Origin of the sequence: Chryseobacterium kimseyorum (genome assembly GCF_025971945.1) — a bacterium.
GTDB classification, from domain to species: Bacteria; Bacteroidota; Bacteroidia; order Flavobacteriales; family Weeksellaceae; genus Chryseobacterium; species Chryseobacterium kimseyorum.
The window spans coordinates 238904-261073 of record NZ_JAPDHW010000001.1; the positions used below are offsets into that span (position 1 = coordinate 238904).

The 22170-nt window shown below is 36.0% G+C and carries 22 protein-coding genes; 12 read left to right on the forward strand and 10 right to left on the reverse strand.

Annotation, left to right across the window (positions count from 1 at the left end; translation table 11 throughout):
• Positions 1–76: 76 nt before the first annotated feature.
• Positions 77–883: an enoyl-ACP reductase FabI gene (locus OMO38_RS01170; protein WP_264748416.1), complete on the reverse strand. Its 807-nt coding sequence runs from the start codon at positions 881–883 to the stop codon at positions 77–79.
• A gap of 121 nt (positions 884–1004) precedes the next feature.
• Positions 1005–1304, reverse strand: a complete 300-nt coding sequence (locus OMO38_RS01175) for a hypothetical protein (RefSeq protein ID WP_264748417.1) — start codon at positions 1302–1304, stop codon at positions 1005–1007.
• A 333-nt stretch (positions 1305–1637) separates the two neighbouring features.
• On the opposite strand from OMO38_RS01175, the gene OMO38_RS01180 reads away from it, so the two are divergent.
• Positions 1638–2876: a hypothetical protein gene (locus OMO38_RS01180; protein WP_264748418.1), complete on the forward strand. Its 1239-nt coding sequence runs from the start codon at positions 1638–1640 to the stop codon at positions 2874–2876.
• A gap of 120 nt (positions 2877–2996) precedes the next feature.
• Here OMO38_RS01180 and OMO38_RS01185 read toward each other — a convergent pair whose 3' ends face one another.
• Positions 2997–3851, reverse strand: coding sequence for a nucleoside phosphorylase (locus OMO38_RS01185; protein ID WP_264748419.1), 855 nt, complete (start codon positions 3849–3851; stop codon positions 2997–2999).
• A 141-nt stretch (positions 3852–3992) separates the two neighbouring features.
• Here OMO38_RS01185 and OMO38_RS01190 point away from each other — a divergent pair, with 141 nt between their 5' ends.
• The 3 genes from OMO38_RS01190 to OMO38_RS01200 all read left to right on the forward strand — a co-directional run bounded on the left by OMO38_RS01190 (position 3993) and on the right by OMO38_RS01200 (position 9140).
• Positions 3993–5840: a cytochrome-c peroxidase gene (locus OMO38_RS01190; protein WP_264748420.1), complete on the forward strand. Its 1848-nt coding sequence runs from the start codon at positions 3993–3995 to the stop codon at positions 5838–5840.
• 151 nt (positions 5841–5991) lie between these two features.
• Positions 5992–8145 carry an alkaline phosphatase PhoX gene (locus OMO38_RS01195; protein ID WP_264748421.1) on the forward strand — a complete coding sequence of 718 codons (2154 nt, stop codon included), beginning with the start codon at positions 5992–5994 and terminating at the stop codon, positions 8143–8145.
• Between the two features lie 95 nt (positions 8146–8240).
• Entirely contained in the window at positions 8241–9140 is a 900-nt protein-coding gene (locus OMO38_RS01200; RefSeq protein ID WP_264748422.1) for a leucine-rich repeat domain-containing protein, read from the forward strand.
• A 2-nt stretch (positions 9141–9142) separates the two neighbouring features.
• Here the strand turns inward: OMO38_RS01200 and OMO38_RS01205 are convergent, their stop codons facing one another.
• A complete protein-coding gene (locus OMO38_RS01205) occupies positions 9143–9466 on the reverse strand; it encodes a translation initiation factor (protein WP_264748423.1) in 324 nt (107 codons plus the stop codon).
• 265 nt (positions 9467–9731) lie between these two features.
• On the opposite strand from OMO38_RS01205, the gene gpmI reads away from it, so the two are divergent.
• The 5 genes from gpmI (at position 9732) to OMO38_RS01230 (ending at position 14596) form a co-directional block, all read left to right on the forward strand.
• Positions 9732–11273, forward strand: coding sequence for a 2,3-bisphosphoglycerate-independent phosphoglycerate mutase (gene gpmI, locus OMO38_RS01210; protein WP_264748424.1), 1542 nt, complete (start codon positions 9732–9734; stop codon positions 11271–11273).
• Positions 11274–11421: 148 nt separating this feature from the next.
• Positions 11422–12399, forward strand: a complete 978-nt coding sequence (locus OMO38_RS01215; protein WP_264748425.1) for an acyl-ACP desaturase — start codon at positions 11422–11424, stop codon at positions 12397–12399.
• 97 nt (positions 12400–12496) lie between these two features.
• Positions 12497–12928, forward strand: coding sequence for a BT0820 family HAD-type phosphatase (locus tag OMO38_RS01220; RefSeq protein ID WP_264748426.1), 432 nt, complete (start codon positions 12497–12499; stop codon positions 12926–12928).
• A gap of 91 nt (positions 12929–13019) precedes the next feature.
• A complete protein-coding gene (gene map / locus OMO38_RS01225) occupies positions 13020–13829 on the forward strand; it encodes a type I methionyl aminopeptidase (protein WP_264748427.1) in 810 nt (269 codons plus the stop codon).
• The gene (locus tag OMO38_RS01230) at positions 13829–14596 is read left to right on the forward strand and encodes a class I SAM-dependent methyltransferase (protein ID WP_264748428.1); all 768 of its coding nucleotides are present in this window, start codon (positions 13829–13831) and stop codon (positions 14594–14596) included. The genes map and OMO38_RS01230 overlap by 1 nt, the downstream gene beginning before the upstream one ends.
• Positions 14597–14693: 97 nt before the next feature.
• Here the strand turns inward: OMO38_RS01230 and OMO38_RS01235 are convergent, their stop codons facing one another.
• Both OMO38_RS01235 and OMO38_RS01240 read right to left on the reverse strand, forming a co-directional pair.
• A complete protein-coding gene (locus OMO38_RS01235) occupies positions 14694–15020 on the reverse strand; it encodes a DMT family transporter (RefSeq protein WP_264748429.1) in 327 nt (108 codons plus the stop codon).
• A gap of 210 nt (positions 15021–15230) precedes the next feature.
• Positions 15231–15794: a Crp/Fnr family transcriptional regulator gene (locus OMO38_RS01240; protein ID WP_264748430.1), complete on the reverse strand. Its 564-nt coding sequence runs from the start codon at positions 15792–15794 to the stop codon at positions 15231–15233.
• Positions 15795–16022: 228 nt separating this feature from the next.
• Between OMO38_RS01240 and era the strand changes: the two genes are divergently transcribed.
• The 3 genes from era (at position 16023) to OMO38_RS01255 (ending at position 20031) form a co-directional block, all read left to right on the forward strand.
• Positions 16023–16898 (forward strand): GTPase Era, encoded by an 876-nt coding sequence (era, locus tag OMO38_RS01245; protein WP_264748431.1) that lies wholly within the window; start codon positions 16023–16025, stop codon positions 16896–16898.
• A 67-nt stretch (positions 16899–16965) separates the two neighbouring features.
• Positions 16966–17391: a DoxX family protein gene (locus tag OMO38_RS01250; protein WP_264748432.1), complete on the forward strand. Its 426-nt coding sequence runs from the start codon at positions 16966–16968 to the stop codon at positions 17389–17391.
• 237 nt (positions 17392–17628) lie between these two features.
• Positions 17629–20031 (forward strand): alpha/beta hydrolase family protein, encoded by a 2403-nt coding sequence (locus OMO38_RS01255; RefSeq protein ID WP_264748433.1) that lies wholly within the window; start codon positions 17629–17631, stop codon positions 20029–20031.
• A 144-nt stretch (positions 20032–20175) separates the two neighbouring features.
• Here the strand turns inward: OMO38_RS01255 and OMO38_RS01260 are convergent, their stop codons facing one another.
• The 4 genes from OMO38_RS01260 to OMO38_RS01275 all read right to left on the reverse strand — a co-directional run bounded on the left by OMO38_RS01260 (position 20176) and on the right by OMO38_RS01275 (position 22126).
• Positions 20176–20457, reverse strand: coding sequence for a hypothetical protein (locus OMO38_RS01260; RefSeq protein ID WP_264748434.1), 282 nt, complete (start codon positions 20455–20457; stop codon positions 20176–20178).
• A gap of 2 nt (positions 20458–20459) precedes the next feature.
• Positions 20460–20999, reverse strand: a complete 540-nt coding sequence (locus OMO38_RS01265) for a GLPGLI family protein (protein ID WP_264748435.1) — start codon at positions 20997–20999, stop codon at positions 20460–20462.
• A gap of 87 nt (positions 21000–21086) precedes the next feature.
• Positions 21087–21611 carry a GNAT family N-acetyltransferase gene (locus OMO38_RS01270; RefSeq protein WP_406567257.1) on the reverse strand — a complete coding sequence of 175 codons (525 nt, stop codon included), beginning with the start codon at positions 21609–21611 and terminating at the stop codon, positions 21087–21089.
• Complete coding sequence (locus OMO38_RS01275; protein ID WP_264748436.1) at positions 21608–22126, reverse strand: GNAT family N-acetyltransferase; 519 nt, start codon at positions 22124–22126, stop codon at positions 21608–21610. The genes OMO38_RS01270 and OMO38_RS01275 overlap by 4 nt, the downstream gene beginning before the upstream one ends.
• Positions 22127–22170: the final 44 nt, after the last annotated feature.

Here is a 22170-nt window from a genome sequence, read left to right on the forward strand (position 1 = left end):
ATCTGAAATTTTAAAACAAAAAAGCCAAAGTAAAATACTTTGGCTTTGCTTATTGTCATTAGAAATTTAATTTCTATTAAATATCATATTTTTCAACTACTTTCTGGGTAACTCCTGTGTTGCTGAATCCTCCGTCATGGAATAAATTCTGCATCGTTACTTTCTTCGTAAGATCTGAGAATAAGGTTACACAGTAGTCTGCACATTCAAGTGCTGAAGCATTCCCCAGTGGAGACATATCTTCCGCATATCCTAAGAAACCACCAAAACCTTTTACTCCGCTACCAGCAGTAGTAACAGTAGGTGACTGAGAAACCGTGTTTACACGTACTTTTCTGTCACCCCAGTAGTATCCGAAAGTTCTTGCGATACTTTCTAGATATGCTTTGTTGTCAGACATATCATTGTAATCCGGGAATGTTCTCTGAGCTGCAATATAAGTTAAAGCCAGGATGCTTCCCCACTCATTCATACAGTCTTTCGCCCAAGCCGTACGCATTACTTTATGGAAAGATACTGCTGAAATATCCCAGCCTTTCTCTGTCCAGTCGTAATTCATATCAGTATAATGTTTTCCTTTTCTTACATTCACGGACATTCCTATTGAGTGAAGGATAAAATCTATCTTCCCGAATTTTGCAATCGCAGCATCAAAAAGTTTATCAAGATCTTCAGTAGAAGTTGCATCTGCACCAATCACTTCAGAACCTGTTTTTTCTGCTAAACCATTCAATTCTCCCATTCTAAGTGCGATAGGAGCGTTTGATAATATAAATTCAGCGCCTTCTTCATGGCATCTCTCAGCAACTTTCCATGCGATAGATTGTTCATTAAGGGCTCCAAAAATAATTCCTTTCTTCCCTTTAAGTAAACCGTATGACATAATTTTTTAATGTTTAATATTTACAAATGTAGCAATAATTTATGTTTGGCACATAATAAAAAGCGGAGCCTTTGTAAAAAGACTCCGTTTTCTTTGAATATATTTAAAAGACTGAATTTTTCTAATTCGTTTTTTTGTTCCATTCTGCTTTCACATCTTCAGCAGCATCTTTTGTTTTTTCCCAGGCATCGCTCGCGCCATCTTTGATATCTTCCCATGTATCAGAAGCATTAGCTTTTACTCTGTCTAGCCAGTCTTCCTGTGTAGCTTCCTGGTCATTATCACGTTTTTCTTTGATATAATCTCTAGCTTTATCAGCCAGGTCACTTACTTTCCACTTTGCATCACTTGCTGTATCTCTTAATGCATTTTCTGTGTTATCTACTGCTTTTTCTGCTTTGTTGTAATCTTGATTGTCCATAATAATATAGTATTTAAGTGTTATATACTGTAGAATAAACAAGAACTATTCCTAAAGAAATTAAAGGTTGTTAAAGTTTTCATAAAATTTAAATTGGCGAATCATACCTAAGATATACACAGTCAAAAATTACGAAAGTGATGTTATCACCATTTTTCTGGTCGCAGGACTTACGTTTTTTATTACCCATGAATTGTAGTTTAAATAAAAATAATTAGTTAAAATTCCCAGATTAATAAAGAATAATCACAAGAATGATGTAAATGTCTCTATTTGTGGGAATTATGGTATTTAATCCCTACCTTTGCACCGAAACAAGATTTTAACTAAGAGATGAACCAAAAACTAATAACCATCTCCCTTCTATGTGCATGTATATTTTCAAAAATAAACGCACAAGTAGGGATAGGAACTTCTACGCCAGATAATTCTGCGATTCTACATCTGAATAATCCAAATAAAGGTCTTTTGCTTACAAGCATTGCCTTAACTTCTGTGAACGATGCTGTAACAATTCCATCGCCTGCTACAGGTTTAGTAATTTGGAATAATGGAACTGGGGGATTTACTCCGGCCGGAATGTATTTCTGGAGTAATAATCAGTGGAATGCATTATCTGCCAGCAGCAACAGTGGTAATAATACCAGTATCAATACAGGTGGATGGTCGACGACAGGAAACAATCCTGGAAACTACGGTGGAGCAAATACCAATCTTTCACTGGGTACTGTCAACTTTGACGACTTAGTATTTAAAGTAAATTCAGCAAACTTCGGCAGGTTAGGTACAAATGGTGGGGTAAGCTTTGGAACATCTTCCAGCACAGTAATGAATGGCGTAGCTTTAGGAAATAATGCTGTTACAACAGCTAATGAAAGTACTGCTATCGGAACCAATGCCAATGTTTCGGGACAAAGCTCTGTAGCTTTGGGAACGAATGCGCAGACTAATAAAAACGAGAGTGCAGCAATCGGTGCGAATTCAAAGGCTTTTGGTTTTCAGTCTATCGCCTTAGGTTTTAATTCTAAAACAAACTCTAATAGTGAAACAGCTTTAGGGTTTAATTCTCAAACAAACGGCGAAAATTCTACAGCCTTAGGATCTGGAGCAAATGCAACCGGTCAGTTTTCTACAGCCGTTGGCTATAACGCTACGACCAATCAGGCGAATGCAATCATTCTTGGTAACTCTATTGCTAATGTAGGGATCGGAACCAGTACTCCAAATGTGAATACTAAAATTGATGTCAGCGGGCAGTTTAAGTTGGGTACAAAGGGAAGTATTCAAAAAAATCAAATCAGTTTCGAAGCTTATACTGGCGGAACAAATATTTTAAATTCCGGGCAGACCACAGTTTATGATATCATTATTCCAGCCGGAAATGAACCTTCGTCTACAAGAGCGACCATAACGGTAACTCCGGCACCGGATTTTGTGGGCAACACAACCTTCTCGATTACGAATGCAAGACTGAGTTCTGCAACAAATGTTCAGATTAATTTGACAAATATCACGAGTGGCTCTGCTACGTTGACGCATGGCCATTTTTATGTAACGATTAATGAGTTTTAAATCAATTTTGACGTATAATTTTTTAATATTTTGCGTAAAATGCAAACATAGAAAAGCAGGATCTAAAAATCCTGCTTTTGTTCGTATTATTAAAATGATCAGCTTACAATAAAACTGAGTTTAATTAATTACCCGTTCCAAAACCCATTCAATCAGTCTTTTTTCAGAATTGTGATGATCTGCTGAGAACTCTCCACGTCTCCTGTTGGCGATCACGTTGTTCACGGTGATGGCTTTGTGACCTAAGAGTTTAGAGAAAGCATAGATGGCAGAAGTTTCCATTTCAAAGTTGGTGATGCCCAGGTCATTTAAAGTTTCAAGGAATTTGTCATCTAAGGCTTTTAAACGGAGCTCTCTTCCCTGTGGCGCATAAAATCCTGGAAAGGTTGCCGTGTTGCCATGGTATTTTGCATCTTTGAAAACTTCACCAAGATCTTCAGACCATTCAGAGAAATAGAGCATCGGCTTAATCTTTTCGTAAGGAAATTTTTCTAAAAAGTTTCTGGAAAATTCATTTTCAAAACTGTAATCATGATAGAAATGCATCAGTCCGTCTAGACCTACCACATTTTGGGTCACCAGCATATTATCGACCTGTACGTCGGGATTTACGCTGCCGCAGGTTCCCATTCTGAAAAGCTCGAGAGTTTTGTGGTCGGTTTTAAATTCTTTTTTCTGAAGATCAATATTCACCAGAGCATCAAGCTCATTCATAACGATGTCGATGTTTTCTGTTCCGATGCCGGTCGACATCACAGAAATTCTTTCACCACGCAGCGTTCCGGTGTGGGTGTAGAATTCTCTTTTGTTCTTTTTTATTTCTACGGTGTTGAAATATTTTGAAACCTTCGGAACACGGTCCGGATCTCCTACAAGGATTACTTTATCGGCAATATCTTCGGGTAAAAGATTCAGGTGGTAAACACTTCCGTCTTCATTCAGTACCAGTTCTGAGGCTGCTAGTTTATTGAGCATATTATTTAGATAGTTAGATTGAGATTTTGTATCCCGAATTTTTCAGGGATTTAAAATTACTGAAAATTAAATGAAGCAAAATATAAACATTATTTAATTTTTCGTTAAAACTGCGGTAACGTTTGGATGATAGTTTTGCGGATGAAAAATTTCGCACGTTTTTATCCTTTATTTATTCTTGTTACATTTATTGGCATTGCCGCAATGTCGTTCAATCCGGTTCACAAAGGATTTGGAAACGAAAAGACATTTGTTGCCCAGGGTTTATTCAGTTTTAAAAATCATCTTGAAAGTTTAAAAACCGACGTTTATCTTTTCAGAGAAGATAAAATAGATGCAGAACAGCTTCAGAACTCATTGAGAAAAACCCGGAATTCATACAAAGAAATCGAATTTTTTATCGCTTATCATTATCCCGAATTTTCTAAAACGCATCTCAACGCAGCACCATTATTCAGAATAGAAGCTGCCGGAACTACTGCCTACACACTTCCGCCTGAAGGCCTGCAGGTTTTGAATGAACTGATTTTTTCTGATGATGTAGCCGACCAGAAAAATAAAATCATTGAGATCACAGATTATTTATACAACAATTATAATAATTTTTATTTAAGCTCAATCACCAATGGTTTAAGTAAAGGTAATAACAAAACACTGCCGTTAAGAATCGAATTAATCAGAATCTATACTTTGGGATTAACAGGATTTGATACGCCGGGCTCGCTGAATATTTCCGAAGAAGCTGCTTCCGCTTTAAAAGGAATGAAAAAGTATATGGAGGATGATGCTTATTTTAAAAATTATAATTCTGATAAAGCTCAGCAACTTTTAGATGAAAGCATTGTTTATTTAAATAAAAACAGAGATTTTGAAACGTTTGACCGCATTGAATTTTATAAGAATTATCTGCAGCCATTGTATGAAGAATTGGGAAGCTGGGACGGAAATACGGACGATCTCAAAGAATTCTCGGGATGGAATGTAGCCAATAAAAACTTTTTCAGCAGTGATTTTCTCGATCCATACTTTTTTACCATTCTAAAAGATTCTGAAGACAATGATAACTTACGGGCACTGGGAAAAGAAATTTTCTACGATCAGAATCTCAGCGATAGCGGAAAAATGAGCTGTGCATCGTGCCATCTTCCTGAAAATGCATTTACCGATCTTAAAACCAAATCTTTGAGCAATGTGGAAGGAAAAACAGTTCTACGAAATTCACCGTCACTTTATAATGCTGTTTTTGCCAAGAGATTTTTCTACGATATGCGCGCTTTTTATCTTGAACAGCAGGCAGAGCATGTTATCTATAATAATGAGGAGTTTAATACAAGCTATGAAAGCATCGTCAGGAAGCTGAAAAATAAACCTGAGTATAAGAAAGCCTTCCGCAAGGCCTTTACAGAGGGAGAGGTTAGCAAACAGAATTTTTCTAAAGCTCTGAGTTCTTATGTGGCGTCTTTACATTCATTCGACAGTGATTTTGACCGTTTTATGAGAAATGAAAAAGAAATTTCAGAGGACGCTAAAAAAGGTTTTAATCTCTTCATGGGAAAAGCCAACTGTGCAACCTGCCATTTTGCTCCTCATTTTTCAGGGCTGGTTCCGCCGTTTTTTAATGAAAATGAATCTGAAGTTTTGGGAGTGACAAAAAATCCAATAAGGAAATCTCCGTTAGAAATTGATTCTGATCAGGGAAGAATAAAAAGCAATGTAAAAAAAGAAGATTCGTGGATCTACGAAAACTCATTTAAAACAATGACGGTAAGAAACATTACTCTAACGAAGCCTTACTTCCATAACGGCGCTTTCAGTACTCTTGAAGAAGTTTTGGATTTTTACAACGAAGGTGGGGCAGAAGGTTTAGGTTTAAGCATCAACAATCAGACTTTACCCGCAGATAAATTAAATCTGACTGAAACTGAAATCCAACAGATTATTGCATTCCTGAATTCACTGACGGATATCAGTAAAGCAAAAGAAAGATAATTTAAACGTTAGGCGATTTAACATAAAGTTAATCCACGTAACATAAGGTTTGAGATTAATTAATATTTGCATTGATTTAATTAAAACCTTATTAACAGAGGGCTGAGGATAATAAAATAGTTTTGCAACAGAAAAAATAAAGTATTAAAAAGTGAAAAGAAAACTACTTTCAGTTGCAGCACTTGTATTGACGACAGCATCAATAGTTCAGGCACAAACTACGATTTTTCCTTTGGGATCATCCTGGAAATTTAACGACAATGACATCGCTCTTGCCAGCACCTGGAAAGATGCAAATTATGACACATCATCGTGGGCATCCGGAAACGGACCTTTGGGTTACGGCGATCCTGTGACAACGGTTATTCATAATGGTGCTACTGGTTTGCTGACCGCTTATTTTACAAAAGATTTCACAGTAAACCTTGCTGATCTTACCAATACGATGGAATTTGGAATAAGAAGAGATGACGGAATTATCGTCTATCTCAACGGAGAAGAAGTCATCAGAGATAACATGCCTGCCGGAGTAGTGACGCACACTACTTTATCAAGCACAACAATAGATGGTGCTGCTGAAACAGCCATCAACATATTTTCTATTCCTAAAAATAAATTTGTACAGGGAGTTAACAGAATCTCAATAGAATTACATAACAGAAGCTCAGGAAGTTCAGACTTAACAGTTGATGCTTATTTAAAAAATTCTGCAGTAGTCACACCACCTGCAGCCTGTACAGGAACTCACATCAGCTGTTTTACTTCTATTGTGCCGACTACTCAGACTTCAAAACTGATTATTCCTTCCCAGCACAGATTTCAAATGATTTTAAAAGAAGGTGACGCCTACACAGAAGGTGGTGGACTCGTTGGCGGACTTAATGACTTTACAGGATATGTAGCTAAAAATGCAAGCAGTACAGACGGTTATCTTTCTGTAAATCATGAGACCAATCCCGGTGGAGTGACGATGGCTGAAATTAATTATAATTCTACTTCTAAACTTTGGGAGCTGACGAGATCAAGAGGAGTGACCTTCTCTGCCACAAGTTTGGTACAGACGATCAGAAACTGTTCAGGTGGCGTAACACCTTGGGGAACCATTATCACTGCTGAAGAATCGGTGACAGGTAATGACACTAATGGTGATGGTTACAAAGATTACGGATGGTTGGTGGAAATTGATCCTGTGACGGCTCAGGTAATGTCTCATAATCCGAATGGAACTAAAGATAAACTTTGGCAGATGGGAATTATGAATCACGAAAATGTGGTGATCAATAATGCCGGGACGGTAGCTTACTACGGTGAAGATGGCGGAACACACATGGTGTACAAGTACGTCATGGATACACCAAACGATCTTTCTTCAGGAAATTTATATGTACTAAAATTAGATCAAGGTCTTAGCAATGGTAATCCTGTAGCCACGACTGCAACGTGGGTTCAGATTCCTAATAAAACTCAGGCAGATCAAAACAATACGACAACCTTGGCGTCTTCACTGCTCGGAACGCAGTTTAATGGAATTGAAGATGTTGAAATCAGCCCTATTGACGGCAAAATATATTTTACTGCTAAAGGCCTAAGCAAAGTGTACCGTATGCAGGATAACGGAACCACTGCTTCTCAGGTAGAAACCTTTGTGGGAGGCTCTACTACACAATATTCTTTCAATACTTCAGACGGTATGAAAACTGAATCCTGGGGATCTGGAAATGACAATTTAACGTTTGATGAACTTGGAAATCTATGGGTTCTTCAGGATGGTGGCAAAAATTACATTTGGGTGGTTGCTCCAGATCACACGCAGGCAAATCCTAAAGTAAGACTGTTTGCTTCTATGCCTGCAGGTTCAGAACCAACGGGTCTTACTTTTACACCGGATCATAAATTTGGTTTCTTCTCTATTCAACATCCAAACTCTACCATTGCTACAGATATTGATGCTACCGGAAACGTTATCGACTACAAAGGAAAATCTGCGACTATGGTCGTTGCCTTACAACAGTTTTTAGGAACCAGTGCCGTTCTGGGAACAACAGAAACAGTAAAGGAAACGGAAGTTACAGTGTCACCAAATCCTACTTCAGGACTGGTAAAAATCAATTCTCCTAAGACTTTGAAAAATCTTCAGGTAACAGCTTACAGCATGGATGGGAAAATTGTTTACCAAAAGAAATTCACGGAAAACAGTTCATCTGTAAATTTAGATTTCACATCTCAACTTCAGGTTTCAAGAGTTTTGATGTTGAATATTGAAGCGGAAGGCTTCCAGAAAACTGTAAAAATTCTCAAAAAATAATTACTTACTTTCTTACTCAGCTGCCGGCAGTTTCTTTGTCGGTGGCTTTTTTTGTTTTTACAAATCGCTTTTAAATCATTTTAAAAAAAAATCCAATGAAAAGATTAGCTCTGATGATCATGCTCTTGTCTGCTTATCAATTGAAAGCACAGATAGATCCTTTAAAATATCCAACCTACACCAATATTGAAGACGCGTTGAAAAGTAAAAAGACAGTCTACAGTATGAGTTTCAGAGATAAAGGGATCTTCAATATTCCTCCTGATCTTGTTAAGATGGATTCTGTATTTTTTCTGAATCTGATGGGAAACAAACTGGAGAAAATGGACAAGGAAATCTTCAGTCTGAAAGAACTTGAAATACTCAATGTCAACGCCAACAGCATCAAATTTATTCCTGATGAAATTGGTGAGCTTACAAAACTGACCAGTTTTTCAATCAATCTAAACAGTCTTACAAAGATAAATCCTAATCTTGCAAAACTTCAATTCTTGAAAACAGTACACTTTGATGCCAATAGTCTCAATGTTTTTCCTGAAGCATTGCTTGAAATTCCTTCTCTAGAAGAAATCAATCTCAGCAGCAATCAAATAAGTTTTGTGTCAGAAAATTTAGATCAAATCAAAAATTTAAAATATTTAAATCTTTCATCCAACCAGATTAATGATTTCTCAGACGTGAGATTTCCCGGAAAAATAAAATATCTCGAACTTCAGCAAAATTCGATTGTCAAACTTCCTGATGATTTATTTAAATCTAAAAATTTAGAATTTTTGAATGTGAGCAATAATAATCTTAAAGATATTTCGTCTAAAGTAAAAGGCTTAAAAAATCTTGTGAGCATCAATTTGGCTAACAATCAACTGACGGATCTTCCGAAAGAATTTCAACAGCTTAAAAATTTGAAGACACTGATTTTAGTAGGGAACCCAATGGAAAAAGCAACAATTCAAGAGCTGAAGGAATCCCTGCCTCAAACGCAGATTTATTTTTAATATTATCCGCCGACTCTTTTTGTTTTAAAACCCATGTCCTTTAGAATCGTCATGATTTTATCACGGTTATCTCCCTGAATAATGATTGTTCCGTCTTTTTCAGAACCACCGATACCTAGTGTGGTTTTTATTTTTTTTGAAATCTTTTTCAGGTCATCCTCACTTCCTTCGTATCCTTCAACGATGGTTACCGGTTTCCCGTTTCTGCCTTTCTTTTCAAACTTGCAAACTAAAGGTTCTTTCTGCTTAAACTGTTCTTCAGGCATCTGAAATTCCTGCTCTTCATGCTCAGGAAAAAGGTTTTTGAGTTGATCACGTAAATCCATAGAGCAAAATTAATAAAATATTTAAAAAGTATATTATTTATCTAAAGCATAAAAAACTTCTTAAGAAATGATCTGTTCTGATTTGTACAGTCTGTGGAAAATAATCAATCTACGGATCGCATTTACTTCTACAGATAATTACTAAAAACAATTTATATTCTAAATGAGTTTGAAACATGAAGCTTTTTAATAAAAATTTAAGTTGTTCAAATTCTTCAATTCATTTCAAAATCGATAAATTTGTTTGTTAAAAAAATAAATTAAAATGTCAAAAAAAGCAATATTAGCAATACTTGACGGATGGGGTTTGGGTCAAAACCCTGAAGTTTCTGCATTAGCTCAGGCAAATACACCATTTATAGATAGCTGTTATCAAAAATATCCACATACAACATTAGAGGCAAGTGGCCTCGCAGTAGGACTTCCAGTAGGACAGATGGGGAATTCCGAAGTGGGACACATGAATTTGGGTGCCGGAAGAGTAGTGTATCAAAATTTGGTGAAACTCAACATGGCAGTGGAAAATGGAACGTTAGGCCACGAAGAGGTAATTCAGGAAGCATTTGCTTATGCCAAGGCAGAGAAGAAAAATGTACACTTTATCGGATTGGTTTCCAACGGAGGTGTGCATTCACATATCAACCATTTAAAAGGTTTACTAACAGCTGCCAGTGAATATGGCCTGCATGAAAATGTTTATGTACATGCATTTACAGACGGTAGAGACTGTGATCCGCACTCAGGATTAGGTTTTATTGAAGAACTTGAGGAGCACATGAGTACGACAACTGGAGCTTTGGCGTCAGTGATCGGAAGATATTATGCAATGGACAGAGACAGACGTTGGGAGCGTGTGAAATTAGCGTATGATGCAATGGTAAGTGGAATAGGAGAAAGAACGACCAACGCAGCCTCAATTATACAGAACTCTTATAATGAAGGAGTGACTGATGAATTTATCAAACCGATTATTTTAGTTAAAGATACTCAGATTGGAAATGAAGTTCCTGTAGGGAAGATCGTTGATAATGATGTGGTGATTTGCTTTAATTTCCGTACCGACAGAGGAAGAGAAATTACTGAAGTTCTTTGTCAGCATGATATGCCGGAATATTTTATGCGAAAATTAAATCTTCACTACGTTACCTTAACGAACTACGACAAAACTTATGAAAATGTAAAAGTAGTTTTCGATGAAGATGTTCTGCACGAAACGATGGGCGAGATTCTGGAAAGAAACGGAAAATCTCAGATTAGAATTGCAGAAACAGAAAAATATCCACACGTTACTTTTTTCTTTTCAGGAGGTCGTGAAGAAGAATTTCACGGTGAAAAAAGATTGTTGTGCCCGAGCCCGAAAGATGTGCCAACCTACGATCTAAAACCGGAAATGTCTGCTTACGAAATCACCAATTCTATCGTACCTGAACTTGAAAATGAAACTGCAGATTTTATCTGTCTGAATTTCGCAAATACAGATATGGTGGGTCACACAGGAGTTTTTGAAGCTGCTGTAAAAGCCGCAGAAACCGTAGATAAATGTATTGAAAAAGTAGCAACAACAGCTTATGAGCATGGTTATGCAGTATTTATTCTTGCTGATCACGGAAATTCTGATGTAATGATTAATGCAGATGGTTCGCCAAACACACAGCATTCAACCAATTTAGTACCTTTGATTGTAATGGATAAAGATCGCGAGTGGAATTTAAAACCAGGAAAACTGGGTGATATGGCTCCAACAATTTTATCGGTAATGGGCGTTGAAATTCCGGCGATAATGACTGGAGATATTTTAGTCAGCTAATTATATACGATTATAAATTTTATACCGTTGTCTGTAAAGATTGCGGTATTTTTTTTTGATTTAATCAAACATTTTATGACAGACATAGGATATTATGCTTTAAATAATAAAATATTAATATCTTTGTAAATTATAAACGTATTTAAGAATGTACAATAAGCTCGTAAGAAAAGAGGTAATGGGTATTTTGGAAAAGGAAGTAGGTTCTTTTCTGGATAAATTTTTGACGCCGATAGAAAAGATTTGGCAGCCATCAGACTATTTACCGGATCCTTCAAGTGAAGACTTTAGATACGATTTAGAAGAAATTCAGACTTTTGCACGGGAGATGCCTTATGATCTTTTTGTGACGTTAATTGGTGACTGTATTACTGAGGAAGCTTTACCTTCTTACGAATCTTGGTTAATGGGCGTAGATGGCGTAGACCAGGAAGAAAAAGTAGGCTGGGCAAACTGGGTAAGATCCTGGACCGGTGAAGAAAACCGTCACGGAGATTTACTAAACAAATATCTTTATCTGTGCGGAAGAGTGAATATGCGTGAGGTTGAAATTACAACACAGTATTTGATCAGCGATGGTTTTGATTTGGGAACTAGCATGGATCCTTACAGAAATTTTGTTTACACAAGTTTTCAGGAGACTGCAACCAATATTTCTCACAGAAGAGTAGGTACTTTAGCAAAACAGTCCGGTAACGGAAAATTAGCAAAAATGTGCGGCGTGATTGCAGCAGACGAAGCAAGACATGCAAAAGCTTACAAACATTTCGTAGCAAAAATTCTTGAATTAGATCCTTCAGAAATGATTCTTGCATTTGAAGATATGATGCGCAAAAAAATTGTAATGCCGGCTCACCTGATGAGACAGTCTGGGCAGAAAGCAGGTGAACTTTGGGGACATTTTTCAGATGCGGCGCAGAGATGTATGGTTTATACAGGTCAGGATTATATCAACATCATGAAAGATCTGTTAGACGAATGGAAAATCGAACACGTAACAGGTCTTACTGAAAAAGCTGAAAAGGCTCAGGAATATTTAATGAAACTTCCGTCAAGATTACAGAAAATCACAGACAGGGTTTCTACTCCGGACTTACAGTTTCAGTTCAGTTGGGTTAAACATTAATTTTATTTTTAACAATAAATTATAAATAAGAGTGCCGGATGTTTTTTCGGCACTCTTTTAATTATTTATTATCTTTGCCAAGCTAAAAAACAACAAAATGGTTAGTAATAAAAAAATTGCTGTAGATTTCGACGGAACAATCGTGGATGATGCATATCCCGGAATTGGGAAAGCTAAGATTTTTGCGTTTGAAACGTTGAAAAAATTGCAGTCTCAAGGGTATAGATTGATCCTTTGGACCTACAGACACGGCAAAACTCTTGATGAAGCTGTAGAATTCTGTAGAAAAAACGGAATTGAATTTTATGCGATCAATTCAAGTTTTGAAGGTGAAGTTTTTGATAGCGAAACACAGTCCAGAAAATTAGATGCAGATTGGTTTATCGATGACAGAAATATTGGAGGCTTTCCTGGATGGGGAGAGATCTATAATATTATTAACGAAAGAATAGAATTCCGTGTAGATGGCAAAGAGGTTTTAGCCTATTCAAAATTAAAAAAAGAAAAGAAAAAAGGTCTTTTCTGGTAATATCTTCAATGTAGCAGTTTATTATAACGATCTGGAAATCAACAATTGTTATACCCATATTCTGTTAGGTTGATACATTTTAAGTAAAAAAATGATTCAATTAAAAACAATAGACGAAATTCGTCTGATGAGAGAAAGTGCTCAGTTGGTTTCCAGAACATTAGGAATGTTGGCGAAAGAAATCAAACCAGGGATTACCACTTTATATTTAGATAAATTAGCACACGACTTTATTAAAGATCACGGTGCTGAACCTGCATTCTTAGGATATGGAGGTTTTCCGTATTCACTTTGTATTTCACCTAATGAGCAGGTTGTTCATGGTTTTCCAAGTAAGGAAGAAATTAAAGAAGGTGATGTGCTTTCTGTAGACTGCGGAGCCGTTCTCAATGGTTTTGTCGGTGATCACGCTTATACTTTTGAAATTGGTGAAGTAAAACCTGAGATCAAAAAATTACTTCAGGTTACCAAAGATTCTCTTTACAAAGGAATTGCACAGTGTGTAAGAGGGAAGAGAATTGGAGACATTTCTCATGCGATTCAGACCTACTGTGAGAGAGAAGGTTATGGTGTGGTTAAAGAATTGGTTGGCCACGGTTTAGGCAGAAAAATGCACGAAGATCCAAGTGTTCCGAACTACGGAAAACAGGGTAGCGGCAAAGTGATTAAAGACGGTTTGACGATTGCGATTGAACCGATGATTAATCTGGGAACTGAAAAAGTGAAATTTCACAATGATGGCTGGACGGTTACCACGCTTGATAATCAAACTTCAGCACATTTTGAACACGACGTTGCTGTGGTGAATGGCAAACCGGTTTTGCTTTCTACCTTTAAATATATTTATGAAGCTTTAGGCATCGAAAGCGATGAAGAAAAGCCATTCCAAATGGAATTTTAATGAAAAAGCTGACCAAGTTTTTACTCAATAAAATACCCCGTCCGATGCTTATTCAGATGAGTGTCTGGGCGCGTCCTTTAATTTATCAGTTCTTCAAAGGGGATCAGTTTTTTGATCCAATTGACGGAAGGTCATACCGGAAATTTCTACCGTACGGTTACGGAAAACAGCGGGAAAATGCTTTGTCGCCCGGAACTTTAAGCTTAGAAAGACACCGTCAGATGTGGCTGTATCTTCAGAATGAAACCGATTTTTTCATAAAAAACTGTAAAGTTTTACATATCGCTCCCGAACAGGAATTTCTAAGAAAATTCAAAAGAATGAGCAATCTCAATTACATTTCGGCAGATTTGTACTCACCGATTGTGGATGTAAAGGCCGATATATTAGATTTACCTTTTGAGAATGAAAGTTTTGATGTCATTTTCTGTAATCATGTTTTAGAGCATATAGAAGACGATGCAAAGGCGATGAGCGAACTCTACCGTGTTCTGAAACCGGGAGGCTGGGGAATTATTCAGGTTCCAATGAAAAATTCTTTGGAGAAAACTTACGAAGATTTTACCATTAAAGATCCGAAAGAACGTCAGAAACATTTTGGGCAGTACGATCACGTGCGTTGGTATGGGATGGATTATTTTGACCGTTTAAGAAATGCAGGTTTTGAAACTGAACCCAATTTCTACTCCAAACAATTCTCAGATGCAGAAATTTTAAAATACGGACTCAATCACAACGAGATTTTACCTGTGGTTTATAAAAAATAAAAAAACGTCTTCAATTATGAAGACGTTTTTGTTGATATTATCTCGGACTTTATATTTGTGAAATTTGTGAAAAAATTTATTTCAATTTGTATTAAATTTAATGAGAAACTGCTTTCAATCCGATTACCGATCCGATCAGTGTACAGATGAAAAATATTCTCGAGAAACTTACAGGATCTTTAAAAACTAAAATTCCCATTAGAACGGTTCCCACGGCGCCAATTCCTGTCCATACTGCATAAGCGGTTCCGATAGGTAAAGTTTCAGTTGCCTTAATCAAGAGAAGCATGCTGATTGTAAGACACGCTAAAAAACCACCAAACCAAAAGTACATTTCGTTTCCCGCTGTTTCTTTCACTTTTCCTAAACATGCTGTGAATCCAACTTCAAACAGTCCTGCAATAATTAAAATAATCCAATTCATGAGTAATAATTTAAAGCACAAAGTTGATGATTTAGTTTGGCTCTAAATTTTACATTTGTTAAAAAATAAATGAATCTTAGAGATAATCAAATTTTATTTAGAAAGAAATATTTAATTTAAATAGAAATGCCATCCCGAATATTTAGCAAATCAAGCAGATCAATTTTAAAAAAAACTATATCATCTACATATTCAGTGAATGTGAAAAAATCACCTTATTTCCGCACGGATTCTACTCAGGCTAGACTGGGTGATTCCCAGATAAGAAGCAATATGTCCCAACTGAACTCTCTGAATGAGATATGGTTTATCTCTGAGCAAATCCTTATACCGCTCCAGAGCTGTTTTGTACTGTCTTGAAATAATCAGTTCTTCAGTTTTTATCAGTTCCCGTTCAGCAAATTTTCGCCCCCAGTTGGCAATATGGATATCTTCGTTGTATAAAATTTTCAGCTTTGAAGTTTCCAGTCGATACAGTGTACAGTCTTCCAAAAGTTCAATACTTTCATATCCGGGTTTTTCTTCAACGTAACTTTTCATTGAAACCACAGGTTCGCCTTCTGCTCCAAACCAAAATGTGATGTCATTATTTTCTGACGGAGCGAATGCACGGACAATTCCTTTTTTCAAAAAATAAATATAAGGAACAACTTTATCAGATTCCATTAAAATAAAACCTTTTGGATGTGTTACCTCCGTGATATTTTGCTTCAATTTTTGCTTTGAAGTTGCAGGAAGCGGGAAGATATTATCAATTATTCCATCAATATTCATAAAGAAATTTAATCATGCAAAATAAGCATTTTACCTTTTGCAAGCTTTTAAAAATTTCTATTTTCTGTAAATCCTTTAGAATCTTTTGCGGTTAAATGTTTTGTTATTTTTTTATAATGTATCGAACAAAATAGACTTTTTTCAACATCTAATTTTAATATAGACCACAAGACCGATTTTGTTTTACTAACTTTGCGAATCGTAATAAAAGCGACTTAATTTTTTTATATGCATAAAGCAGGATTTGTAAATATTGTTGGAAAGCCAAACGCCGGAAAATCTACCCTTCTTAATCAATTGATGGGCGAAAAACTGGCAATCGTTACCCAAAAGGCACAGACAACCAGACATAGAATTTTTGGAATTTATAACGAAGAAGACCTACAGATCGTATTTTCTGATACTCCTGGAGTTTTAGATCCGAAATATGGTTTGCAGGAAAAAATGATGGATTTTGTGAAAGATTCTTTACAGGATGCTGACGTTTTCTTATTCATTGTGGACGTTACCGATAAAGCTGAACAGTCAGAATTTCTAATTGAAAAATTAAATAAGATTCCGGTACCGGTTTTATTATTATTAAATAAAATCGACCAGACCAACCAGGAAGGACTAGAAAAAATAGCTACTGAATGGCACGAAAGAATTCCTAAGGCAGAAATTCTTCCCATTTCAGCGCTAAATGCCTTTAATATTGATGTTATTTTGCCAAAATTGAAATCAATGTTACCGGAAAGTCCGGCGTACTATGATAAAGATATGTACACTGATAAGCCTGAAAGATTTTTCGTAAATGAAGCGATCAGAGAAAAAATTCTTTTGAATTACGACAAAGAAATTCCATATTCTGTAGAAGTGGTTACCGAAATGTTTAAAGAAAAAGAAGGAATTATCTTTATCGATTCGATTATTTATGTAGAAAGAGATACCCAAAAAGGAATTATCATCGGTCATAAAGGGGAAGCGATTAAAAAAGTAGGTACAGAAGCAAGAATAGATTTAGAGAAATTTTTCTCAAAAAAAATCCATTTGAATCTGTTTGTTAAGGTAAAAAAAGACTGGAGAAAGAACGACAGAGATTTGAAAAATTTCGGATACCGATAGACTAAAAAGTCAATATTCATCGTTGTATTAAAAGATTTTTATTACCTTTAAACTAAATTTTTAATTAATGAGCTATTCAAACTTAAAAACTAATCCCATATACATAGACATCGTTTTATTGATAGTAAGATTATTTATAGGTTTTGCGATGTTGTCTCATGGTTTCCCAAAACTTCAGACATTGCTGGATGGAGGTGCTTCTGAATTTAATTTTTTAGGTCTTGGTTTGAGAACAACATTATTTCTAACTGTTTTTGCGGAATTTGTCTGTTCAATTTTTTTCATTTTAGGACTGTTTACAAGAATCGCAGCGGGATTTTTGATGTTTACCATGATTATTGCAGGATTTGTAGTGCATGGTGGAGATCCATTTGCGAAAAGAGAACTTGCTCTGCTTTACCTGACTATATACACTTTTGTGGTTATACTGGGCGCTGGAAGATTCTCAATAGATGGAATGATTGAAAAAAGAAGAAGAGCCTCAGATTGGTAAGATGAACATTTAAAATATATAGAGCGGCAAATAAATTTGCCGCTTTTTTTTGTGTCAGTTTTTTAAGTAAAACGAAAATAAATCTTGTTAAAAAGTGTGTTTGGATTACGAATTTTTGTCTTTTAAAAATTTTAAACAGATTTATATGAACTACAGCATTTAAGTTTTCAATATAATTTGAAGCAACTTTTTTGGTTAAATACTTTTCATTAAATTCGTGCAAAATCAAAAAAGATAATGAAGATCAAACTAACCATCTGTTTGCTTGCGTTTCTCAACTTCTACGAGGCGCAGGAAAATATTTCTTACCAAAAACCTTCTGCAGAAATCCTTAAACTTGCAGATTACGACAGGCCGCCAAGTGTTTTGACCAACTCGAAAAAAGACTGGGTGGTTTTTGTATACAGACCGACCTACAAAACACTCGACGATCTCAATCAGCAGGAAATGAAACTGGGTGGTTTGAGAATTAATCCGGTAACAAATATTTCAAGTTCAACATCTTATTCTTACAATTTGAAAGTGAGAAAGATGAATGATAAAACGGAAGTTCAGGTCAAAGGTCTACCGACAAATCCTAAAATTACCAATACGTCATTCTCGCCCGACGAGAAAAAATTAGCTTTCACGAATACCACGGATAAAGGTGTTGAACTTTGGGTGGTTGACTTAGAAACTGCTACAGCGAAAAAGATTACCAAAGATAATTTGAATGCCAACTTAGGAAATCCGTACAGCTGGATGAAGGATTCTCAAAGTTTTCTGATTAAAGTTCTTCCAGAAAACAGACCAAAATTAACCGATTCTTCAAAAGATCTTCCAACAGGACCCATCGTTTCTACAGCGGACGGAAAAGTTTCGCAGAACAGAACCTATCAGGATTTGCTTAAAAATCCACAGGATGAAAAGAACTTTGAGATTCTCACTGCATCAGAATTATACAATGCAGATTTGAGTGGAAATCTAAAAAAGATAAAGGATCAGGATTTATTTGCCGGAATAAGTTATTCTCCGGATGGGAATTATCTGATGCTCACTACGCTTAAAAAGCCTTTTTCATATATCGTTCCGCTAAGCAGATTTCCAATGACGACAACTGTTTACGATACGAAAGGAAATGTAGTGAAGGTGGTGAATGAAGTTCCTTTAAATGAAATCATGCCGAAAGGTTTTTCTTCAGTAAGAGTAGGAAAAAGAGACATGAGCTGGAGAGCCGACCAGCCTGCAACTTTAGTTTTTGCCGAAGCTTTGGATGGTGGCGATCAGTCTAAGACCGTTGACTTCAGAGATGAAGTTTTCACCTGGGAAGCTCCGTTTACTGCACAGCCAAAGTCTTTCTTTAAAACAAAACAGAGATATGAAGGTACAAGCTGGACAAATAATCATTATGCGATCGTTTCTGAAGGTTGGTACGACACCAGAAATACAAAATCTTATCTGGTAGATTTAAATGACGGAAAATCTCAGGTGATTGAAGACCGAAATTACCAGGACGTCTACAGCGATCCGGGAAGTTTCAATACTACTAAAAATGATTTCGGTAGATACGTTTTAGACATGAAAGGTGATAAAGCTTATTTGATCGGTGCGGGATTCACCAAAGACGGACAGCATCCATTCATCGATGAAATGGACATGAAATCTTTAAAGAAGAAAAGACTCTACACATCAAATCTCAAAGGAGCCAAAGAAGAAATCATCGATATCATCAATCCTTCAAAAGGAGAGGTGTTGACAATTCAGCAGTCGGCAAGTCAGTATCCGAATTATTTTAAGAAAAATATCAAATCGAACAAATCTGAAGCAGTTACCAATTTTGCCAATCCTTTTGAAAGCATTAAAGATGTTTACAAAGAAGTAATCACGTACAAAAGAAACGATGGAGTGACTTTAACGGGAACTCTTTATTTACCTGCCAACTACGACAGAAAGGCGAAGAAAGAAAAACTTCCTTTATTGATTTGGGCTTATCCTACAGAATATAAAGACAAAAATACAGCCGGGCAAAACACACAGAACCCGAACGATTTTACGTTCCCATATTACGGTTCATTTGTATACTGGACGGCAAAAGGATATGCGGTCCTGGATGATGCTGCTTTCCCAATTATAGGGGAAGGAAAAACTGAACCCAACGATACCTTCATTCCTCAATTGGTTGCCAACGGAAAAGCTGCAATCGACGCTGTAGATCAGCTGGGATACATCGACAGAAATAAAGTGGCAGTCGGTGGACATTCGTACGGAGCGTTTATGACGGCCAACCTTCTGACACACTCTAAAGATTATGCATGTGGAATTGCCAGAAGCGGTGCTTACAACAGGACTTTAACGCCATTTGGTTTCCAGAGCGAACAGAGAAACTATTGGGATGTTCCGGAAATTTACAACACGATGTCACCGTTTATGAATGCAGATAAAATGAAAACGCCAATGTTGTTAATTCATGGTGATGCAGACAACAATCCGGGAACATTTACCTTACAGACCGAAAGATATTTTCAAGCTTTGAAAAATTTAGGAGCACCTGTGAAAATGGTTCTTCTGCCAAAAGAATCTCACGGCTATGCAGCAAAAGAAAATATTCTTCATTTGCTTTGGGAGCAGGATCAGTTTCTTGAGAAATGTCTGAAGAAATAAATGATAAAACCTCGCTCAATTGAGCGAGGTTTTTTTTAAAGTCGTTTGTCTCTTAGACTTACTAAACTATTTTAATCGCATTAATATAGGATTTTTGTCATTTTAAATATGCCAAAAAATTTAAAAAGCAAATTTCACTAATTATTACTTTTTAAAATTCGGTTGCTTATCTTTTTCAATAAAAATATATCTGCCTTTAATGCCATTTTGAAGCATTCCTTTTTTGCTGTTCAGTTCTTCTATGGATTCTATGTTTTCATTTTTAAAGTTGGCTTTACCTCCATTTTTTATGTTTTCAGAAAGCATTCTTGTAGGATTTAAGTATAAATCTTCCAAGTAAGCTTTAAATTTCTGATTGGTGACAGTAATGGCTTTTTTGCCAAAATGAGTTTCCACAAAATCATTCGTATCATATGTTTGCGGCAATATTACATTTTTTTAAGTTGATAGCTGAAGTTTTTTTCGGTATCTTCCAAAAGAAAAATAAGACCCGGAAGTCCACGGAATTTGTAAGGTCCTTCATTGATATCAACTTCCTTTGAAAACCATGCAGTCCAACTTCTGCCACCAAAATTGGTGACAGCTTTCTGTAATAAATAGCCGTTGTAGTTTTTGGTTTCCTGCATCACTTTCCACGCCATTTCATCATTGGTTTTCACAACAAAGTAGTCGAAAAAATCTCTGAACCAATTATTTTTATTAGAATTGATTTCTCTTGAGATAATCTGATCTGTTTTGGTGCTGTATTTTGATACGGTAGTCCCGGCGGCTTTGTTGATAGAATCATATTCAGCAAACGTCTGGTCATAAAACTTAACTGTTTTGGCGGAAATATCCAGATTCATCAGTGTCTTTCTGTAATCTTCAGTAGAATCTCTCCGGTATTGCAATTCGTATACAAATCTGTTAGTCTGTGAGTACGAAAAAAGGCTGGTTAAAAAGCCGATAAGAGTAAGGGATTTTCGCATTACGTTCATATAATTTTCTGGACAAATATATAAAATATCCCCTTCCCGTGGAAAATGTAAGACGATTCGCCCACTTGAATTTTTAATTTATTTTAATTCTTTTTTCATCATAAGATCAGTCTGATCTTCGTTTCCAAATTTGAAAATATGTTTGTCAAATTCTACAAAACCATTTTTCTTATAGAACTGAACCGCTCTGAGATTTTCTTCCCAAACACCCAGCCAGACATAATCTAAATTTTTTGTTTTGGCAATTTCCAATGCTTTGTCATAAAGAATCTGTCCTACTTTTTTCCCGTGAAAATCTTTTGAAACATAGATTCTTTCAATTTCTAGAGAGTTTTTATCCTGCAGTTCCGTTTGGGCATCTCCTAAATTCACTTTAAAATAACCAATCACTTCTTCTTTGGTTAATGCAAAGAAAAATTCTGAATTTTCATTTTGGATTTCTGAGGTTAACTTCTCAGTGGTAAAACCTGTAGCCATGTATTGAGCCATATTTTCCTCTGTATTGTGAGGCGAGAAAGTATCGTAAAAAGTTTCTTTTGCAATTTTTTGCAGCTCTTCAACATCGTCTGTCCCAATTTGTCTAAGTATAATATCTTGCATCATTTTACTGAATGATTTTTATTTTTAACTGAATAAACAGCACCGTCATGACCATCAAAATCAAAATCTCTTTCATATTGAAGTCCAATCTTCTCTAAGACTTTAATAGAAGCAATATTTTCCTTCATAGCTCTTCCGATGATTGTTTTTATATTTAATTCATTAAAACCATAATCGATACAGACCTTTGCGCTTTCAGTAACAAAACCTTGATTCCAGAAATGTTCAAAAAACCGGAAGCCAATATCTGTTTCATCCAGTTCCTCACTGTACTTCAATCCGCACCAACCGAGAAACTCTTGCGTTGATTTATTGATGACTGCCCATCTTCCAAAACCATTTCTTTGATAATCAGAATAGTTTTCCAGAAAAACTTTAGCTTCATCAATATCTTTAAACGCAGAATTTCCAGTGTATTTTATAACATTTGGATTCAAATTTAATTCGAAAAAACTTTCTGCATCGCTGATATCAAATTCTCTTAAGTACAATCGCTCAGTTTCAATTACATCTTTCATCGTTAATATTGAAATTTAAAGATAATCAAAAAAAAGTGATCCAA

Excerpts from the sequence above, each read along its gene's own strand:
- OMO38_RS01215 (WP_264748425.1), top strand. The coding sequence starts at position 11,422 with ATGTACAATAAGCTCGTAAGAAAAGAGGTAATGGGTATTTTGGAAAAG.
- OMO38_RS01205 (WP_264748423.1), bottom strand. The coding sequence starts at position 9,466 with ATGGATTTACGTGATCAACTCAAAAACCTTTTTCCTGAGCATGAAGAG.
- OMO38_RS01275 (WP_264748436.1), bottom strand. The coding sequence starts at position 22,126 with ATGAAAGATGTAATTGAAACTGAGCGATTGTACTTAAGAGAATTTGAT.
- OMO38_RS01190 (WP_264748420.1), top strand. The coding sequence starts at position 3,993 with ATGAAAAATTTCGCACGTTTTTATCCTTTATTTATTCTTGTTACATTT.
- OMO38_RS01170 (WP_264748416.1), bottom strand. The coding sequence starts at position 883 with ATGTCATACGGTTTACTTAAAGGGAAGAAAGGAATTATTTTTGGAGCC.
- OMO38_RS01235 (WP_264748429.1), bottom strand. The coding sequence starts at position 15,020 with ATGAATTGGATTATTTTAATTATTGCAGGACTGTTTGAAGTTGGATTC.
- map (WP_264748427.1), top strand. The coding sequence starts at position 13,020 with ATGATTCAATTAAAAACAATAGACGAAATTCGTCTGATGAGAGAAAGT.
- OMO38_RS01255 (WP_264748433.1), top strand. The coding sequence starts at position 17,629 with ATGAAGATCAAACTAACCATCTGTTTGCTTGCGTTTCTCAACTTCTAC.
- OMO38_RS01220 (WP_264748426.1), top strand. The coding sequence starts at position 12,497 with ATGGTTAGTAATAAAAAAATTGCTGTAGATTTCGACGGAACAATCGTG.
- OMO38_RS01265 (WP_264748435.1), bottom strand. The coding sequence starts at position 20,999 with ATGCGAAAATCCCTTACTCTTATCGGCTTTTTAACCAGCCTTTTTTCG.
- era (WP_264748431.1), top strand. The coding sequence starts at position 16,023 with ATGCATAAAGCAGGATTTGTAAATATTGTTGGAAAGCCAAACGCCGGA.
- OMO38_RS01230 (WP_264748428.1), top strand. The coding sequence starts at position 13,829 with ATGAAAAAGCTGACCAAGTTTTTACTCAATAAAATACCCCGTCCGATG.
- OMO38_RS01175 (WP_264748417.1), bottom strand. The coding sequence starts at position 1,304 with ATGGACAATCAAGATTACAACAAAGCAGAAAAAGCAGTAGATAACACA.
- OMO38_RS01240 (WP_264748430.1), bottom strand. The coding sequence starts at position 15,794 with ATGAATATTGATGGAATAATTGATAATATCTTCCCGCTTCCTGCAACT.
- OMO38_RS01185 (WP_264748419.1), bottom strand. The coding sequence starts at position 3,851 with ATGCTCAATAAACTAGCAGCCTCAGAACTGGTACTGAATGAAGACGGA.
- OMO38_RS01270 (WP_406567257.1), bottom strand. The coding sequence starts at position 21,611 with ATGATGCAAGATATTATACTTAGACAAATTGGGACAGACGATGTTGAA.
- OMO38_RS01200 (WP_264748422.1), top strand. The coding sequence starts at position 8,241 with ATGAAAAGATTAGCTCTGATGATCATGCTCTTGTCTGCTTATCAATTG.
- gpmI (WP_264748424.1), top strand. The coding sequence starts at position 9,732 with ATGTCAAAAAAAGCAATATTAGCAATACTTGACGGATGGGGTTTGGGT.
- OMO38_RS01250 (WP_264748432.1), top strand. The coding sequence starts at position 16,966 with ATGAGCTATTCAAACTTAAAAACTAATCCCATATACATAGACATCGTT.
- OMO38_RS01180 (WP_264748418.1), top strand. The coding sequence starts at position 1,638 with ATGAACCAAAAACTAATAACCATCTCCCTTCTATGTGCATGTATATTT.